Origin of the sequence: Streptomyces sp. SYP-A7185, from assembly GCF_046103685.1 — a bacterium.
Lineage (GTDB): Bacteria > Actinomycetota > Actinomycetes > Streptomycetales > Streptomycetaceae > Streptomyces.
The window spans coordinates 1,411,359-1,429,620 of the sequence record NZ_CP122310.1 but is presented as its reverse complement, the minus strand read 5'-3'; the positions used below and the strand labels follow the sequence as shown (position 1 = coordinate 1,429,620).

Sequence of the window (18,262 nt, the reverse complement as noted above, 5' to 3'; positions counted from 1 at the left end):
ACTGACCCACGCTCCGGCTCACGGACCGACCCCGTCGCGCAGGCCGACCGGGACCTGGCGCGGGCCGCGGACCAGCAGGCCCGGCCGGTAGGGGAGCTGCGCCGGGTCGGCCGTCAGGCGCAGGCCCGGGAAGGCCGAGAAGAGCCGGGGCAGGGCGATCGCCGCCTCCAGGCGGGCCAGCCGTGAGCCGACGCAGAAGTGCGGTCCGTGGCCGAAGGCGGTGTGCGGTGCCGGACGGGTTCCGTCGGCCTTGGCCAGGTGGCGCTCCGGGCGGAAGGCGTCCGGGTCCGGGAAGTGCCGGGGGTCGCGGTTGGCTGCGGCGAGCACCGCGAGCACGGAGGCGCCCGCGGGTATGACCACGCCGTCGCCGAGGTCCACCTCCTCGGTCGTGTGCCGCCACGTCGTGCCCTCCAGCGGGCTGGCGTGGCGCAGCGTCTCCTCGACGACGGCGGGCCACCGCGCCGGCTCCCTCCGTGCGGCCGCCGGCTCCTCGGGGTGGGTGAGCAGCAGCAGCGACGCCGAGGCCAGCAGGTTCATCGTGGTCTCGTAGCCCGCGAACAGCAGGAGGAAGGCCATGGCGAGCAGTTCCCCGTCGTCGAGCCCGCCCTCCGTCGCGTCCTGCGTGAGCGCGCTGAACAGATCGGGCCCCGGGGCGCGCCGCTTGCGGGCGATCAGCTCGGTGAAATACGCGTACAGGCCGGTCCACGCCTCGTCCACCGCCCCCGGCTCCAGCGCGTCGGCGGGCGAGCCGACCCGGTAGGTCCAGTCCCGCAGGTCCGCCCGGTCGGCCTCCGGCACCCCGAGCACCTCGCCGACCACCAGGACGGGCAGCGGGAAGGCGAAGGCGTCCACGAGGTCCACGGTCCCCTCCCGCCGCAGCCGCCCCGCCATCTCCGCCAGGAGCCCGGCGGTCAGCTCCTCGATCCGCGGCCGCAGGGCGTCGACGCGGCGCGGGGCGAAAGCCGCCGTCGTCAGTCTGCGCAGCCGGGTGTGGTCGGGGGCGTCGGAGTTGAGCATGTGCCGGGCCAGGCAGGCGCGGGCCCGCTGGGCGGGCGAGTCGCCCTTGGGCCGCCCGGCGCCCCGCGGGGGCACGTTCGAGAAGCGCGGGTCGGCCAGGACGGCCCGCGTCCGCTCGTACCCGGTGACGAGCCAGGCGTACGTCCCGTTGGCGAGCGGCACCCGGACGGCGGGGGCCTGGTCGCGAAGGCGCGCGTAGTACGGGTACGGGTCGCGTGCGAAGGCGGGGTCGGCGGGGTCCAGGGAAGCGATCACCCGCTCATCCTCGGGGCGGCGGCCCCGCCGCGGGGACCGGCCCCCTCGCCAGGAACGCCGACCCGGTCCTGTGGGAACCGGACAGCAACCAAGGCCGCGCCCGCGGAGGCCCCCCCGAGCGTATGACCCACAGGAGCAGTCGACGCGAGCGGTCGACGTGAGCAGTCGGCTGGACGAACCCGCCCGGACCGTTGACCGCTTCCAACAACTCCCGACGACTTCCGTCTCACCCGTCTGCCTCTGCCCGGACCTTGCTCGTGGAACCTGCCTCCGTCGTATTGCTCCCGCTCCGCGACGTTCTCCATACTTCATCCATCGGGGGAGGACGGGCCGTCAGGCCTGCTCGTCGAGGCGTCCGCTCCCGACGGGGGGTGGCGGTCATGAGCGTGCGGACCGGGGCACGGGAAACTCTGGGCACGCTGGCCCGCACGGCCGCCGAAGGCGGTGCGAGCGAGCTCGGCGCGACGCTGGACACGGCGGCGGGGCGGCTCGGCGAGCCGATGCGGCTCGCGGTGGCGGGCCAGCTCAAGCGAGGGAAGTCGACTCTGGTCAACGCGCTGCTCGGGGAAGAGATCGTGGCGGTCGGGCAGTTGGAGACCACGTTCAACGTCACCGAGTTCCACCACGCGCGCCAACCGCGGCTGACCGTGCACTACAAGGGGGACCGGCCACCGCGCGACGTGTCCCCGCAAGAGCTGGCGCGGCTGACGGTGCGGGACGCGGAGTCCCTCGACACCCTGCGCGGCATCCGTAAGCTGGAGGCAGGGCAGCCCAACGAACTCCTCAGGTCGTTCCGGCTCGTCGACACGCCCGGTCTGGCCAGCGTGCACCGCACCGACGCCGCCAACGCGGCTGCCTTCCTGGGCATTCAGGACCCCGCGGCGCAGGCCGAGAGCGAGGCCGTCCTCGACGCCATCGGGCGGGACGCACAAGAGGTGCACGACGACAGCGTGGCCGAACTCGACCGTGCGGACGCCGTGCTCTTCCTCTTCACCCGGGCGCTCGGCAGGGCCGACATCCAGGTCGTCGAGGAGTTCGTCGGCGTGCACCAGAGCGCGGTCAACGGACTGCGGGCTTTCGGCGTCCTCACCCGCTGCGACCAGTTCTGGCCGCCGTCCGCGGACCTGCCGGGCAACCCGGACCCGCTGGACTACGACCCGCTCGACGCCGGACGCGAGATCGTGGCCGGATATCTGGAGCGTCCCGCCCTGCGCGGCGCCTTCCACACCGTGCTCCCGGTGGCCGGACTGACCGGGCTCGGGGCGCAGACTTTGACCGACGACGAGCACGTGTCCCTGGTGAAGCTCGCCGACACCGACGGCCGGGTGCTGGTCAACCGACTGCGCAACGAACGCAGGTTCGCCCAGCAGTCCTACGAGGATCTGACCGTCCCGCCCCAGGAGCGCGCCGCCCTGCTGCGCAGACTCGGTGCCTGGGGAGTGCACCGCGCGTGCGTGCTGATCCGGCAGGGCGCGACACTCACCGACCTACGCGGCGCGCTGCTCGTCGACAGCGGCGTGGCGGCGCTGCGTGACCTGATCGTCCAGCACTTCGGCAACCGGTCCGCGCTGATCAAGCTCGACTCAGCCCTGCGCCAGGCCACCACTTCCGTCCACGCCTCCCGTGCCCTGCACCGCGAACGCAACCGAGGGTCCGCGTTCGGCCGGACGGTGGACGAGGTCGGCGCCGCGCTCGAGCGCTTCCGGCTCACCGATCCGGGGCCCGCCGAGATCGCCCTGCTGACCGGCTTGTACCGGGGCGACTTCGACTTCACGCCCGCGGAGAGCGAAGAGGTGCTGCTGGTCACGGGTGAGCGGGGACGGTCCGCCGCGGCCCGGCTCGCACTCCCCGCCGACGCGTCGCTCTCCGTTTTCCGCTCGGTACTCGCCGAGCGGCGCGCGGCCTGGCGCGTGCGGGTGGACGACCCGTTCCACGCACCGGCCACCGTCCTTGCCGCGCGCACCGTGCTGCGTACGTACGACCGGATCGCCGAACGCGTCGCGTCGGCGGAGCGGCTGCTGTTCCACGATGCCGACTGACCCCGACTGACGCCGATCGGGCTCGGCGCCGCAGGTGTTCCAACGGCCCTTGAAGGAGGCCGAGATGACACGGCAGTACTCGCAGTACTCATGGTGGGATCCACGGGCATGGTGGCGCCGCCTGCGCGGGCGCAAGGCGCCGGATGCTCCTGAGGAGCCGGCCCCTGAGAAGGTTGCGCAGCCGGTGGTGCCTCAACCGCTCACGCCGTTGCCGCTCGCGCCGGAATCGTCCGTGCCTCAGCCGTCCGCGCCCGAGCCTACGACCGCCCCGTCGGCCGAACCGGTCACCGTGGCCGAACCCGAAGGCCCCCTCCTCGTCGTCCCCGCGCTCATCGACATGCTCGACCGGGTGTCCGTCCTGCGCGGGCGGCCTCAGGGGACTCCCCTCGATCCCTCCGTACTCGACTGGCTGGAGCAGTCCCTGCTGCGGGTGCTCGCCGACTGCGAGGTGCGGCCGTACGAAGGGGAGGGCGAACTCGACCCGCTGCGGCACCAGTCGGTCCTCTCCGAGCCCGCGCCGCGACCCGAACTGGTCAACCACGTCGCGACGAATCTCCGTCCCGGCTACCTCTGGCGCGCGGAGCCCGTACGGCCCGCGCAGGTCACCGTCTATGTGGCGGTGAAGGAAGGAGCGGGCGATGGATGACGTCGAGCCGCTGCGGGCCCGCGCCCGGGAACTTTTCGGCCGCGCGGAACGGGCTTTGAGCGCCGACCCGGAGGTAGGACGCGAGCCGCCGCGCCAGCTCGGGGAGCACCGCGCCACGATGGAGGGCCTGCAATACCACGTGGTCGTGTGCGGCGAGTACAAGCGGGGCAAGTCCAGTTTGCTCAACGCGTTGATCGGGCGGCCCGGACTGTTCCCCGTCGACGTGCACGTCGCAACCAACACCGTCTCCACCCTGGCCTACGGTGCCGAGGAGCGGGCCACCGCCTACCTCGCCGTGGAGGGCCACGACGAGGGGGAACTGACGCCGGTCGAAGTCCCGTTGGCCGAGCTGCGTGACTACGTCACCGAGCAGAAGAACGAGGAGAACGTACGCAACGTCCGCCTCGTCCGGATCGAGTTGCCTCTGGAGCAGCTGCGCACCGGCCTCGTCCTGGTCGACACCCCGGGCGTCGGCAGCATGAACCTCGCCCACGACGCCGCCACCCACGCCTTCCTCGGCCAGGCCGACGCCCTCATCTTCGTGGGCGACCTCGTCGTCACCTTCAGTACCGACGAACTGGACTTCCTGGGGCGGGCATTGGCCAAGTGCCCGACCGTGATCTCCGTGCTGACGCGGAGCGATCAGGTGGTCGACCCGGCACCCTCGCTCCAGGCGGCCCGCCAGAAGATCGCCCAGGTCACGGGGCGCGCCGAGGACGAGCTCGTGGTGCTGCCGGTCTCCTCGCCGCTGCGTGCCTCGGCCCGCGAGTCCGGCGATGCCGAGCTGCTCGCGGACTCCGGCTTCGTCGAACTGGAGAAGGAGCTGTGGGAAGGGCTCGTCACGCGCGTGGGACGCCGCCGTGTCGCACGCTGTGTGGCGGGCCTGGCCGACGCCCTGGAGGCCGCCCGCGCCCCGATCGACCTGGCCCTGGAGACCCGTTCCGACCGCGAGATGGAGCGGTTCGACCAGGAGCTGGCCCGCCGCGCCGAACTGGCGGCGGACCTCCAGGCGCGCAGCGCCCACTGGCGCACGGAGCTGCCCCGCGTGTTCCACGACGAGACCCTGCGGATCAAGCACGGCCTCGAAGGCATCTTCGAGGCCGCCCGCCAAGACCTGTCCGCCAACGCGGCCCTCGCGAGCGACCCCGGCCAACTCGACGGCACCGTAAGGGAGATAGGCCGGCTCCTCGTGGACGGGGTCGAGGTGGCGATGAGCCACCTGCACGACGCGGCCCGGCAGGTGCAGCAGGCCTTCGCCGCCCAGACCCAGGTGCCCTACCGGCCCGCCAGCTTCACCGTCGGCGGGTTCACCCCGCAGCTGCGGGACGTCTCGGCGCTCGCGCCGGGGCTCGGGGAGGGCGGCGGGCAGCCCGCGCACCATTTGAGCAACACCTGGCGCTCCGCCCTCGCCGGAGCCGGACTCGGCGGAGTCATCGGCGGCATGATCGGCGTGGTCGGCGGACCTCCGGGCATCGCCGTCGGCGCGGCGCTCGGCGGGCTGCTCGGCAAGGTCGTGGGTGCCATCACGGGCTGGTCCGACTCCCGGCGCGCGGAGCGGGAGCGTGCGGAGCGGCAGCGCAAAGAGTGGACCAAGGAGGCGATCAGCTCCCTGACCTCCAGCACGCTGGCCCAGATCCGCGCGAACGAGGCGCGTGCCCTGGCGGCCTTCGACGACGCGGCCAGGGAGATTGCGCGCCTTCTCGTCGCCGATATCGAGCGGGGCATCGAGGAGGCCCGGGAGACCTTGGAGCGCTCCCGCAGGGAAGTGGAGGAGGAGCGCAGGCGCAGCGAGACGGAGCAGCGCGCACGACGGGCGGAACTGACCGAGCGCAGGGACCGCTACAACCAGCTCATCGCGGCGGCGCGGGAGCTGACCGAACAGGCGGGTGGCACGTGAACGGCTCCACTGCGGGACTGGTGCACGGGATCGACTTCGGCACCTCTACCTCCGCACTCCTGATCGGCCGGCAGGACGGCACGGTGACCGGGGTCAAGGACCCGGCGGCCCCGCACGCCGGCCTGTCGATCCGGACGGCGGTGTGTCCCACGCCGCGCGGTGAACTGGCGGTCGGGCAGGCGGCGTTCGCGATCCGGATGGCCAATCCGGTTGAGTACCACGCAGAGTTCAAACGGCACTTCGGCGAGCCGGTGCCGCTCATGGTGGCAGGCCGCGCGCGGCAGCCGCACGAGCTGACGGCCGACATGCTGTCGTTCCTGCGGGTCCGCGCGCTCGAGCAGGTCCCCGAGGAGCCGCAGGCCGTGGTGATCACGGTGCCGGCGAGCTGGGAGGCGGGCAACCGTGAGCTGATGCTGGAGGTCGCGGAGAGCGCCGGCTACCGGCGCTCGGCCGTGCGCCTGGTCACCGAGCCGGTCGCGGCCCTCGCGCACGCCTTCGCCGAGCACCGGCCCGAGGACGGCCGCGCCTTCCTGGTGTACGACCTGGGCGGCGGCACCTTCGACGTGGCGGTGGCGCACAGCGCGGGGGAGCGGTTCGAACTGGCCGGAGCGCCGGGCGGCCTCGCGGACGTCGGCGGAGGGGCGTTCGACCGGGAGATCCTTCGCTGGCTCGCCGCCCACTTCCCCGAGGTGGTGCGGAGCGCTCTGGACGCCCCGGCGCAGAACGGGTTCGCACTCCTGGAGCGGCTTCAGATGCTGGCCCAGTGCCAGACGCTCAAGCACCAGCTCTCCGTGGTGAACGATCACACCGAGTACTTCACCACGGACGGCGGCTTCGTGCCGGTGACCATGGACAGCAATGAGCTCGCGGGGCTTCTCGGCCCTTTTCTCGCCCGCACCCTCGCCGAGTGCGAGCGCACGCTCGCCGCGGCCGGGCTCGACTGGCCGGACGTCGACGCGGTCGTGCCCGTCGGCGGGAGCAGCCGGCTGCGCTCGGTGGGCGAGGCCCTGGCGGAACGGTCGAAGCGGACCGTAAGGGTCGTAGCTGACCCGGATCTGGCGGTGGCCGGCGGCGCTGTCCTCTTGGCCCGGCGCGTCCTGGCCGAGGGCGATCTCCCGCCGGGGCTTGCCCCCGGCGATCCGGTGGCGCGGCAGCTGCGGGCCGGACTCAACCATGACCTCATCGCGCGGGTGCGCAGGCACGCGCGGTGACCGTGGGTCCGCGGAGCGGACCCACCCAGCGGATCCAAGGACCGGGTCCGTGGAGCGGAACCCATCGAGAGGGAATGTGCCCATGGCCACTTTTAGCGACTCCTGGCGCCAGCTGCTGCATGACTACGCGCGGGAGAAGGACTACCGGTATCAGGTCAGCGGTGACACGCGCCTGCTTCAGTTCGCCGTCGACACCCCCGGCCGCGACAGCGTCACGCTCTTCATCGCGGACATCGGCGAGATGGTGCACTTCTCCATGACCGACAGCGGCTTCATTGCCAAGGACGAGGTGCCCCTGGCCGTAGCCGCGGTGAACCAGTACAACCAGGAACACCTGCTTCCGAAGGCGTACGTCTACGAGAACGAAGAGGGACGCAGCGACCTGCACGGCGCGTGGACGCTGCCGGGAAAGCTGGAACTGGACCGGGAGCAGTTCGCCGAGGTCATGGACTGGGCGCTCAGCTGCTGCCTGGAACTGTTCGGCTGGCTGAACGAGCACTACGGTCTGTGACCGATGTTGCAGGCCGTGACGGCCGGGAAGCGGGGCCGCTTCGTGGGGGGAGGCGATCAGGAGATATCTTGATGTCGAGCAATGTTGCAGACGTGGAGCGGAGCACCCGGTGACTGACTCGACCATCATCTACACCCAGACTGACGAGGCCCCGGCCCTCGCGACGTATTCGTTCTTGCCGGTGGTCAGGGCCTACGCCTCGACGGCGGGGGTCGCCGTGGAGAGCCGTGACATCTCCCTGGCGGGGCGCATCATCGCTCTCTTCCCCGAGTTCCTCGAGGAGAGCCAGCGCATCGACGACGCCCTCGCCGAGCTCGGCGACCTGGCCAAGACGCCCGGCGCGAACATCATCAAGCTGCCGAACATCTCGGCCTCGATCCCGCAGCTGAAGGCGGCCGTCGCCGAGCTCCAGTCGCAGGGCTACGCGCTGCCGAACTACCCGGACGACCCGAAGACCGACGCGGAGAAGGACATCCGCGCGCGGTACGACAAGGTCAAGGGCAGTGCCGTCAACCCGGTCCTGCGCGAGGGCAACTCCGACCGCCGCGCCCCCGCCTCGGTGAAGAACTACGCCAAGGCCCACCCGCACCGCATGGGCGCCTGGACGGCCGACTCGAAGACGAACGTCGCCACCATGGGCGTCGACGACTTCCGCTCCACGGAGAAGTCCACCGTCATCGCCGAGGCCGACACCCTGCGCATCGAGTTCACCGGCGCGGACGGCAGCACCACCGTGCTGCGCGAGTCCGTACCGGTCCTCGCGGGCGAGGTCGTCGACGCCTCCGTGCTGCGCGTGGGTCCGCTGCGTGAATTCCTCACCGCGCAGATCGCCAAGGCCAAGGCCGAGGGCGTGCTGTTCTCCGTGCACCTCAAGGCCACCATGATGAAGGTCTCCGACCCGATCATCTTCGGCCACGTCGTGCGCGCCTTCTTCCCCAAGACGTTCGCCGCGTACGGCGAGGTGCTGGCCGGCGCGGGCCTGAGCCCGAACGACGGTCTGGGCGGCATCCTCAACGGCCTCGGCGCGCTGCCCGAGGGCGAGCAGATCAAGGCGTCCTTCGAGGCCGAGCTCGCCGAGGGCCCGGAGCTCGCGATGGTCGACTCCGACAAGGGCATCACCAACCTGCACGTACCGTCGGACGTCATCGTCGACGCCTCGATGCCCGCGATGATCCGCACCTCCGGCCACATGTGGGGCCCGGACGGCGGCGAGCACGACACCCTCGCGGTCCTGCCGGACTCCAGCTACTCCGGCGTGTACCAGGTCGTCATCGACGACTGCCGCGCCAACGGCGCCTTCGACCCGGCCACGATGGGCTCGGTGCCCAACGTCGGCCTCATGGCGCAGAAGGCCGAGGAGTACGGCAGCCACGACAAGACCTTCGAGATCGCCGCGCCCGGTACCGTGCGCGCGCTCGACAAGGCCGGCAACGTCGTCCTGGAGCAGACCGTCTCCACCGGCGACATCTTCCGGATGTGCCAGGCCAAGGACGCCCCGATCCGCGACTGGGTCAAGCTGGCCGTCAACCGCGCCCGCGCGACCGGTTCGCCGGCCGTGTTCTGGCTCGACGAGACCCGCGCGCACGACGCGCAGCTCATCGAGAAGGTCAAGGCGTACCTGCCCGAGCACGACACCGAGGGCCTGCAGATCGAGATCATGTCGCCGGTGGACGCGACCGCGTTCTCCCTGGAGCGCATCCGCCGCGGCGAGGACACCATCTCGGTCACCGGCAACGTGCTCCGTGACTACCTCACGGACCTGTTCCCGATCCTCGAGCTCGGCACCAGCGCCAAGATGCTCTCGATCGTCCCGCTCATGAACGGCGGCGGCCTCTTCGAGACGGGCGCGGGCGGCTCGGCCCCCAAGCACGTCCAGCAGCTGGTCCGTGAGAACTACCTGCGCTGGGACAGCCTGGGCGAGTTCCTCGCGCTCGCGTCCAGCTTCGAGCACCTCGCGCAGACCACGGACAACGCCAGCGCCCAGGTCCTGGCCGACACCCTCGACCGCGCCACGGCGACCTTCCTGGAGAAGGACAAGTCGCCGACCCGCCGCGTCGGCGGCATCGACAACCGCGGCAGCCACTTCTACCTGGCCATGTACTGGGCCCAGGAGCTGGCCAAGCAGACCGCGGACGCCCAGCTCGCCGAGGCGTTCGCGCCGCTCGCCAAGACCCTGGTCGAGCAGGAGCAGACGATCGTCGACGAACTGAACGCCGTCCAGGGCTCGCCCGCCGACATCGGCGGCTACTACCGGCCCGACGAGGCCAAGGCGGCAGCGGTGATGCGCCCGTCGGCCACCCTGAACAAGGCGCTGGCCCTCCTCGGCTGACCCGCCAGGACCCGACGAAGGCCCGCCCCCGGCAGCACGACGCTGCCGGGGGCGGGCCTTTGCCCGGCCGGGCCCGGGTTCTAGCCGAACGTCACCGAGCTGATCCTGTTGTCGAAGCCGAGGGTCGACAGGTCCGCCACGTCGCCGTTGATGACCTTTGACGTGCCCTTGCAGTCGGGGGACGACCAGAGCTTCATCGAGCCGCTCACGGAGATGGACGACGTCACCTTGGGGCGGGCGACGTTCTGGCAGCCCTCGCCCGCGACGCCCTGCGCGGGTTCGTCGTCCGAGAAGCCCGCCCCGTCGAAGAGGATGGCGCTGCTCGCGGGCGCGGCCTGGGCCTGGTCCGGGGCCTCGGCCGGCTCGTCCTCGGCCGGCGCGCCCGCCTTCTGGCCGTCGGGCCGCACGCCGAACCAGGTGCCGCCCACGCCCTGGCCGTTGGTGTCGCCGGGCTTGAGGTCCTTGCTGAAGCGGTAGACCGGCCAGCCGCCGACGGTCACCTGGCGGGTGCCGTCGTCCCGTCGCACCACGCCGACGTCCGACGCGTTCACGCCGTCGACGAAGATTTTGCTCCCCTTGTCCACCAGGACCGGCGGCCAGGTGGTGGCGCAGGCGTCGTTGCAGGTCGACTTGGAGGGCGATGCCGTGTCCTTGTCGAAGCGGTAGAGGGTGAAGCCGGAGCCGTTGACGACGACCGGATCCAGCTCGCCCGCCCGGGCCGCCGACAGCTGGACCCACTTGCGCTGCACCGGTCGTGACGCCGCCTCGCCGGGCTGATTGGCCCAGTCCCCGGTCCTCGCGGGCGCGTTGTTCTGCCGCGCGGTGCCGGACTTCAGCGCGAGGTCCATGGAGCCGTCGGCGCCCGGCGTGGCGGAGGACGGCGCGGAGTCCGGGGTCCTCGCGGCGCCGACGCCGTCCTCACCGCCGCAGGCGGAGAGCAGCAGGGCCCCCGCCGCGGCGAAGGAGGCGAAGTAGGCGATGTGCTTGCGGAGGGTCGCGGTGCCGCTCGCGCGGCGGTCGGTGCTGAACATCGGAGATCTCCCTATGTCGGCGTACAGATCAGTTCGGATCAGTTCGGATGGCTTCGGATCAATTCGAGTTGCTTTGGTGCGTTCGAAGAGTCCATACGGACGCCGCTCAGCCCGGCACTCATCGATTTGGCGACCGAAACCAAACCGAGACAATGTCTAAACTGGGATCACTTCCGAAGGGCGCGCACGCGCACCTGCGTCACTGCCATTCCCTATTTCTGAAACGCGTTCTACTGTGTGCGCCGTCAAGCCCAAGCCCGGAGAGCCAGCGAAAGCAGGAGGGGCCGTGCACCTCGAATACACGCCTGAGCAGCGGCAGTTGCGCACCGAACTGCGCACGTACTTCGCCGAGCTGGTGCCCGACAACGCGTACGCCCGCTACGCCGACCCCGCCGCGCAGAAGCGGTTCTACCGGGAGACCATCCGCCGCCTCGGCGGTGACGGCTGGCTCGGCGTCGGCTGGCCCAAGGAGTTCGGCGGGCGCGGGCTCTCCCCGATGGAGCAGTTCATCTTCTTCGACGAGGCCGCGCAGGCCAACGTCCCGCTGCCCCTGATGGCCCTGAACACCGTCGGCCCCACCCTGATGCAGTTCGGCACGGACGAGCAGAAGGCGTACTTCCTGCCGAAGATCCTCTCCGGCGAACTCGACTTCGCGATCGGCTACAGCGAGCCGGACGCGGGCACCGACCTCGCGGCGCTGAAGACCAAGGCGGTCAGGGACGGCGACGACTACGTCGTCAACGGGCAGAAGATCTGGACAACCAACGGCGACACCGCCGACTGGGTCTGGCTGGCCGTGCGCACCGACCCGGACGCCCCGCCCCACAAGGGCATCACCATGCTCCTGGTGCCGACGACCGACCCCGGCTACTCCTGCACCCTCATCAACACCCTCGCCTCGCACGACACCACGGCGAGCTACTACGAGAACATCCGCGTCCCGGTCTCGCGCCGCGTGGGCGAGGAGAACAAGGGCTGGCGGCTCATCACCAACCAGCTCAACCACGAACGCGTCACGCTCGCCGCCCACGGCACCATGGCCATCCGCGCCTTCCACAACGTGCAGCGCTGGGCGGCCGACACCAAGCTCGCCGACGGTCGCCGCGTCATCGACCTCGGCTGGGTCCGCCAGCGCCTGGCCCGCACCCACACCCGGCTGGACGCGATGAAGCTCCTCAACTGGCAGATGGTCAACGCCGTCCAGGAGGGCACCCTCACCCCCCAGGACGCCTCCGCCGTGAAGGTCTACGGCTCCGAGGCGCGCAGGGACGCGTACGCCTGGCTCATGGAGGTGGTCGGCTCGGCGGGCTCCCTCAAGGAGGGCTCCGCGGGCGCGGTCCTCCACGGGGAGCTGGAGCGCGGCTACCGCAGCGCCGTCATCTTCACCTTCGGCGGCGGCAACAACGAGATCCAGCGCGAGATCATCTCCTGGATCGGCCTGGGAATGCCACGGGTGCGCCGCTGAGGGCCCACAGGACGGGGCTGAGGGCCCACAGGACGGGGCCTTACCCTGCGGTCATGAATCTGGCCGACAGGCACGGCACGCACGCCCCCGACACTCCGCTGGGCCGCATCGCCGCCGCGTTCCACGGAGTCGTCGTCCGGGACGGGAACGGCCCCGGCGGCGGTGAGATCAGGGACGTGGTCATCGCCGAGCCGGGGGAGACCCTCTCGGACGCCCGCGGGGCGCTCGTGCTCGCCGTCGGGGCGCGCGGTGCCGGGGCGGCCGACGTCGTGGCGGCGGCCGGTGCGGCCGGCGCCGCCGCCGTCGCCGTGAAACTGGGCGGCGACGAAGACGGGCCGTCCGAGGCGATACGGGCCGCCGCCGAGGAGGTGGGCATCGCCGTCTGCGCCGTACCGGCCCGTACGCGCTGGCGCGAGGTCGAGGGCGCCGCACGCGCGGTGTCGCGGCACCCGGGCGCGGGATCGGACACGCGGGGCGACCTGTTCTCCCTCGCGCAGACCGTGGCCACGCTCACCCAGGGCGTGGTCAGCATCGAGGACAGCGCGCACCGCGTCATGGCGTACTCGGACTCCGGCGACCAGGCCGACGAACTGCGCCGCAGGTCGATCCTGGGCCGCAACTGCCCCGAGGCCTATCTCGCGCTGCTGCGCGAAGGAGGCGTCTACCGCCGGGTGCGCTCGGGCGAGGAGATCGTCGAGGTCGAGGCGCGCCCCGACATGGGCACCCGGCGCCGCCTGGTCGTCGGCATCAACGCGGGCACCCGGCCCCTCGGCACGATCTGGGTGCAGGAGGGCGAGCGGCCCCTGGCCGAGCGTTCCGGCGAGGCGATGCGCGGCGCCGCAAGGCTGGCCGCGTCCCAACTGGTCGACCACTACTACCAGGGGGACTCCGCGGCCCGCCTCCCCTCTCGGGCCGACCTCGCCCACGGACTGCTCACGGGGCGCTTCAACTCGGCGGCCGTCGCGGTCCACCTGGGCATCCCGTCCTCCGCGGGCGTCCGTGTCGTCGCCCTCGACCTGCGCGAGCCCACGGACGGCGGCGGCGATCCCATCGGGGAGGACGCGCGCCGGGCCGAAGCCGCCGACATCGTCTCGGTGCACGCCGCCGCCCACTGCGGAAACGCGCTGGTCTCCCAGGCGTGCGGGCAGATCTACGTCATGCTTCCCGAGCCGCATCCCGCGCCCGCGGCGGACGGTGCCGGCGACGACGGGCCGCTGGTGCGCTGGGCCTCCGAGCTGGTGACCGCGCTGCGCCGGCACACCAGGACCCCGGTCCAGGCCGCCGTCGCGGGCACCGCCGAGCGCCTGGACGACATTCCCGCGGTCAAGCTCCGCGGCCACCACGCCCTGCGGCTCATGGCCCGCACGCCCGAGCGGACCGTGGACACCCACCGCCGGCTCACGGCCTCCCTCATGGTGCGTGACCTCGTCGAACTCCTCGGCCGGCACGGGGAGATCCGCCACCCCGCCCTGGCCTCGCTCGCCGCCCGTGACGCCGAGCAGGGCACCGAGCTCGCCCGCTCGCTGCTCCTCTACCTGGACGCCTTCGGCGACGTCACCCAGGTCGCCAAGAACCTGAACGTGCACCCCAACACCCTGCGCTACCGGGTGCGCAGGGCCGCCGCCCTGACCGGACTCGACCTGGAGGACCCGGAGCACCGCCTCGCCGCCATGCTCCAACTGCGCCTGAGCTGCGGGACTCCGGGCGCCGACGCCTTTCCCACGGGCTGAACCGCCGCCGGACCATCGCTGAACCGCCGCCGGACCGCCGTCGAACCACCGCTGAACGGCCGCTGAACCGGGCGTTGTCGGGGCGGACAGCGGGGCGTGGTCAAAGCTGTCCGGACGGACAACTCGGGGGTGCCGGGCACGGGCTTACGTTCACAGCCCGTTCGCGTTCTGCGACGGACGCCCTTCTCCCACTCCCCGGAGCAGACCATGGACACCCCTGCCCGAAACACCCCGGACGAGGCCACGCAGGCCGAAGCCGAGGCGTCCCCGCGCGGCATGCGCCGCATCGCCTCGGCGAGCTTCATCGGGACGGCCATCGAGTTCTACGACTACTACATCTACGGGACCGCGGCCGCCCTCGTCCTGAACGAGGCCTTCTTCCCCGACCTCTCGCCGGCCGCGGGCACGCTGGCCACCCTGTCGACCTTCGCGGTCGGCTTCGCGGCCCGTCCGCTGGGCGCCGCGATCTTCGGTCACTACGGGGACCGGGTCGGCCGCAAGACGGTCCTGGTGGTCTCGCTCCTGATGATGGGCCTGTCCACCGGCCTCATCGGCCTGCTGCCCGGCTACGACACCCTCGGTGTGGCCGCCCCGGTCCTGCTGGTGCTCCTGCGCATCGTGCAGGGTCTCGGCCTCGGCGGCGAGTGGGGCGGCGCGGCGCTGCTGGCCGTCGAACACGCCCCGAAGAACAAGCGCGGTCTGTACGCGGCGGCGCCCCAGATGGGCTCCCCGGTGGGCTACTTCGCGGCGACCGTGACCTTCCTCCTGATGTCCTCGGTGCTCGACGACGACGCGTTCGAGAGCTGGGGCTGGCGCATCCCCTTCCTGCTCTCGTTCGCCCTGGCCGCGTTCGGTCTCGCCATCCGTCTGAAGATCGCCGAGACACCGGCGTTCGCGAAGGTCATGGAGCAGCGCGAGACCGCGAAGGCTCCGCTCGTGGAGGCCTTTCGCCGCCATCCCCGGGAGATGCTGCTCGGCGCCGGGATGATCACCGTCGTGTACGTGATGTTCTACACGGCGGCCACGTACTGCATGACGTACACGACCGGCACCCTCGACATCCCCAAGAACGACATGCTCGCCCTCACGCTCGTCGCCGTGGCCGTGCTCGGCCTGTCGACCTTCTTCGTCGCCCGCTGGTCCGACCGCGTCGGGCGCCGCAAGCTGATCATCGCGGGTGCGGCGTTCGGCGTGGTCTGGGGCGCGGTCCTCTTCCCGCTCCTGGACACCGGCAACTACGTCCTCATCGCCGTCGCCCTGAGCGGCGCGCTGCTGTGCATGGGCATCATCTACGGCCCGGCGGGCGCCTATCTGCCCGAGCTCTTCGGCACGCGGATGCGCTACTCCGGCGCCGGATTCTCCTACAACCTCGGGGGAGTGCTCGGCGGTGCGGCCGCCCCGCTGATCGTGACCGCGCTGGCGGAGCACCACAGTCCGCAGGCGGGCGGCTGGTTCATGAGCGCGATGGCCCTGCTGTCCCTGGGGTGTGTCCTGGCGCTGCCCGAGACCCGGGAGCGCGACCTCGATCTCGTCTGACGGGCGGCCGCGCCCGGCGGGGGCGCGTCCATCACGGCAGATGTATTGACACGGCGCGAGGGGCGGGGCCAGCATCTCCCTCAGATTAATTAACTATCTAGTGCGTTAACTGCTGTACGCGCCGGGTGCGGCACCGCAACTGCCGCACGCGCCGGGCGCCCACCGCGACCGCCGCACGTGCCCGGCGCGCACCGCTCGCACCCGCCGCGGCGCTTCCCCCGCGGCAGCGTCGGCCCCCGTCCCCTCGCAGCCGCCCCGCCACCGGGTGCGCTGTCCTCCCCGAGGAGTTCCCGTGTCCGCTCACCCGCAGGCCGACCCGCCACCGGCCGCGCCACCCCAGGGCAGGCCGCGCAAGGCGGCCTTCGCCGCCTGGATCGGCAGCGCGCTGGAGTACTACGACTTCTTCATCTACGGCAGCGCGGCGGCCCTCGTCTTCCCCAAGGTCTTCTTCGACCCCGACGACCCGGCCACCGCCACCCTGATCTCCCTGGCGACCTTCGGCGTCGCCTACGCCGCACGGCCCCTCGGCGCCCTCGTCCTCGGCCACTTCGGCGACCGGCTCGGCCGCCGCAGGATCATGGTCTGGACGCTGATCCTCATGGGGCTCTCCACCTTCCTCATCGGCTGCCTGCCCACGTACGCCCAGGTCGGCACCCTCGCTCCGGTGCTGCTCGTGCTGATGCGGGTGTTCCAGGGCCTGTCCGCGGCCGGCGAGCAGGCCAGCGCCAACGCGATGACGCTGGAGCACGCACCCGAGGGCCGGCGCGGGTACTACACGAGCTTCACCCTCAACGGCACCCAGGCCGGCCAGCTCCTGGCGACCCTGGTGTTCCTGCCGGTCGCCGCCCTGCCGGACGAGCAGCTGTACAGCTGGGGCTGGCGCATCCCGTTCCTGCTGAGCGCCCTGGTCGCGGTCGCCGGGTACGTCATCCGCCGCACCCTCGACGAGACCCCGGTCTTCCGCCAGGTCGCCGCCGACCGGAACGTGGCCACGATGCCGCTCGCGGAGCTGCTCAGGGACCACTGGGCCGACGTGCTGCGGGTGGTCGCCGCCGCGCTCATCGCGACGGTCAGCACGATCTTCTCCGTCTGGGCCCTGTCGTACGCCACGAGCGACGCGGTCGGCCTCGACAAGACGGGCATGCTCTGGGTCGCCGGCAGCGCCAACGCGGTGGCCCTGCTCGCCATCCCGCTCTGGGCCAGGCTCTCGGACCGCATCGGCCGCAAGCCCGTCTTCCTCGTCGGAGCACTGGGCAGCGGAGTCATGATCTTCGTCTACCTGTGGGCGATCTCCACCGGCAGCTACCCGCTGGTCCTGGCGACCGGGGTGCTGCTCTTCGGCGTCGTCTACAGCGCGGCCAACGGCATCTGGCCCTCGTTCTACGGCGAGATGTTCCCCGCCCGGGTCCGTCTCTCCGGCATGGCCATCGGCACCCAGATCGGCTTCGCCGTCGCCGGTTTCGCGGTCACCTTCGCGGCACAGATCGACGGCCCGGACGGCGACGGCTGGGTCGGCGTCGCCGTCTTCACCGCCGCGTTCTGCGCCCTCTGCGCGATCGCCGTGGCCACCGGCCGCGAGACGCACCGGGTGCCCACGGCCGAACTGGGGCTGCGCGGCGGCGACGTGAAGACGCGGGCCACGGCGCCCGAGGCCGCCGCCCTCTGAGCCGCCGCCCCTGCCAAGACCGCCTGACCGACCCCGCCAAGCCGACCCCCGGGAACCCTCGATGACCTCGTACCTCACCGGCCTGATCGGCGCCGGTATCGGCCCGTCCCTGAGCCCCGCCCTGCACGAACGCGAGGCGGACCGGCACGGCGTGCGCCTCGTCTACCGCACCCTCGACATCGACGTCCTCGGCGTCCCGCCCGAGGCCGTGGGCGAATTGGTGCACGCCGCCCGCCGCCTCGGCTTCGACGGACTGAACATCACCCACCCCTGCAAACAGCTGGTCATCGAGCACCTGGACGAACTGGCCCCCGAGGCCGCCGAACTCGGCGCCGTGAACACCGTCGTCTTCCGGGACGGACGCGCCGTGGGACACAACACCGACGCCACCGGCTTCGCCCGGTCCTTCGCCCGCGGCCTGGCCGACGCGCCGACCGGTGACGTCGTCCAGCTCGGCGCGGGCGGGGCCGGCGCCGCGGTGGCGCACGCCCTGCTCAACCTCGGCGTGGACCGGGTCACCCTGATCGACACCGACCCGTCCCGCGCCGCCGCCCTGGCCGCCGCCCTGGTCACACGCTTCGGGGCGGGCCGCGCGGTGTCCGCGCCCGCCGGGGCGACGGCCGAGAGCGTCGGCGCAGCGGACGGCCTCGTCCACGCCACGCCGACCGGCATGGTCGCGCACCCGGGGCTGCCGCTGCCGGCCGCGCTGCTCAGGCCCGGCCTCTGGGTCGCCGAAGTCGTCTACCGGCCGCTGGAGACCGAACTGCTGCGCGAGGCACGCGCCCTGGGCTGCCGCACCCTCGACGGCGGCGGCATGGCCGTCTTCCAGGCCGCCGACGCCTTCCGGCTCTTCACCGGCCTCGAACCGCACACCGGACCGATGTTCGCCGACCTCGGCGACCTGGCCGCGTTCCCGGCCTGACAGGAGA

The 18,262-nt window shown here is 72.0% G+C and carries 13 protein-coding genes; 11 read left to right on the top strand and 2 right to left on the bottom strand.

Features of this window, described 5'->3' with window-relative positions:
• Positions 1-18 precede the first annotated feature (18 nt).
• Positions 19-1,272, bottom strand: coding sequence for a cytochrome P450 (locus tag QBL25_RS06040; RefSeq protein ID WP_409055944.1), 1,254 nt, complete (start codon positions 1,270-1,272; stop codon positions 19-21).
• A gap of 380 nt (positions 1,273-1,652) precedes the next feature.
• On the opposite strand from QBL25_RS06040, the gene QBL25_RS06035 reads away from it, so the two are divergent.
• The 6 genes from QBL25_RS06035 to QBL25_RS06010 all read left to right on the top strand — a co-directional run bounded on the left by QBL25_RS06035 (position 1,653) and on the right by QBL25_RS06010 (position 9,905).
• A complete protein-coding gene (locus QBL25_RS06035; RefSeq protein WP_409055943.1) occupies positions 1,653-3,311 on the top strand; it encodes a dynamin family protein in 1,659 nt (552 codons plus the stop codon).
• Between the two features lie 232 nt (positions 3,312-3,543).
• The gene (locus QBL25_RS06030; RefSeq protein ID WP_409055942.1) at positions 3,544-3,957 is read left to right on the top strand and encodes a hypothetical protein; all 414 of its coding nucleotides are present in this window, start codon (positions 3,544-3,546) and stop codon (positions 3,955-3,957) included.
• On the top strand, positions 3,950-5,854 hold the full coding sequence (locus QBL25_RS06025; RefSeq protein ID WP_409055941.1) for a dynamin family protein: 1,905 nt from the start codon (positions 3,950-3,952) through the stop codon (positions 5,852-5,854). The genes QBL25_RS06030 and QBL25_RS06025 overlap by 8 nt, the downstream gene beginning before the upstream one ends.
• The gene (locus QBL25_RS06020; protein ID WP_409055940.1) at positions 5,851-7,065 is read left to right on the top strand and encodes an Hsp70 family protein; all 1,215 of its coding nucleotides are present in this window, start codon (positions 5,851-5,853) and stop codon (positions 7,063-7,065) included. Before QBL25_RS06025 ends, QBL25_RS06020 begins: the two co-directional genes overlap by 4 nt.
• 82 nt (positions 7,066-7,147) lie before the next feature.
• Positions 7,148-7,576 (top strand): YbjN domain-containing protein, encoded by a 429-nt coding sequence (locus tag QBL25_RS06015; RefSeq protein ID WP_409055939.1) that lies wholly within the window; start codon positions 7,148-7,150, stop codon positions 7,574-7,576.
• A 109-nt stretch (positions 7,577-7,685) separates the two neighbouring features.
• Positions 7,686-9,905, top strand: a complete 2,220-nt coding sequence (locus QBL25_RS06010; RefSeq protein WP_409055938.1) for an NADP-dependent isocitrate dehydrogenase — start codon at positions 7,686-7,688, stop codon at positions 9,903-9,905.
• 80 nt (positions 9,906-9,985) lie between these two features.
• On the opposite strand, the gene QBL25_RS06005 is transcribed toward QBL25_RS06010, so the two are convergent.
• On the bottom strand, positions 9,986-10,936 hold the full coding sequence (locus QBL25_RS06005) for a hypothetical protein (RefSeq protein WP_409055937.1): 951 nt from the start codon (positions 10,934-10,936) through the stop codon (positions 9,986-9,988).
• A gap of 286 nt (positions 10,937-11,222) precedes the next feature.
• Between QBL25_RS06005 and QBL25_RS06000 the strand changes: the two genes are divergently transcribed.
• From QBL25_RS06000 to QBL25_RS05980, 5 genes are all read left to right on the top strand, one after another.
• Complete coding sequence (locus QBL25_RS06000; RefSeq protein WP_409055936.1) at positions 11,223-12,401, top strand: acyl-CoA dehydrogenase family protein; 1,179 nt, start codon at positions 11,223-11,225, stop codon at positions 12,399-12,401.
• Positions 12,402-12,454: 53 nt separating this feature from the next.
• Complete coding sequence (locus QBL25_RS05995) at positions 12,455-14,131, top strand: PucR family transcriptional regulator (RefSeq protein WP_409055935.1); 1,677 nt, start codon at positions 12,455-12,457, stop codon at positions 14,129-14,131.
• A gap of 207 nt (positions 14,132-14,338) precedes the next feature.
• Complete coding sequence (locus QBL25_RS05990; RefSeq protein WP_409055934.1) at positions 14,339-15,667, top strand: MFS transporter; 1,329 nt, start codon at positions 14,339-14,341, stop codon at positions 15,665-15,667.
• Positions 15,668-15,959: 292 nt separating this feature from the next.
• A complete protein-coding gene (locus tag QBL25_RS05985) occupies positions 15,960-17,333 on the top strand; it encodes an MFS transporter (RefSeq protein WP_409055933.1) in 1,374 nt (457 codons plus the stop codon).
• A 61-nt stretch (positions 17,334-17,394) separates the two neighbouring features.
• Positions 17,395-18,255 (top strand): shikimate dehydrogenase, encoded by an 861-nt coding sequence (locus QBL25_RS05980; protein ID WP_409055932.1) that lies wholly within the window; start codon positions 17,395-17,397, stop codon positions 18,253-18,255.
• The last annotated feature ends 7 nt before the right edge of the window (positions 18,256-18,262 follow it).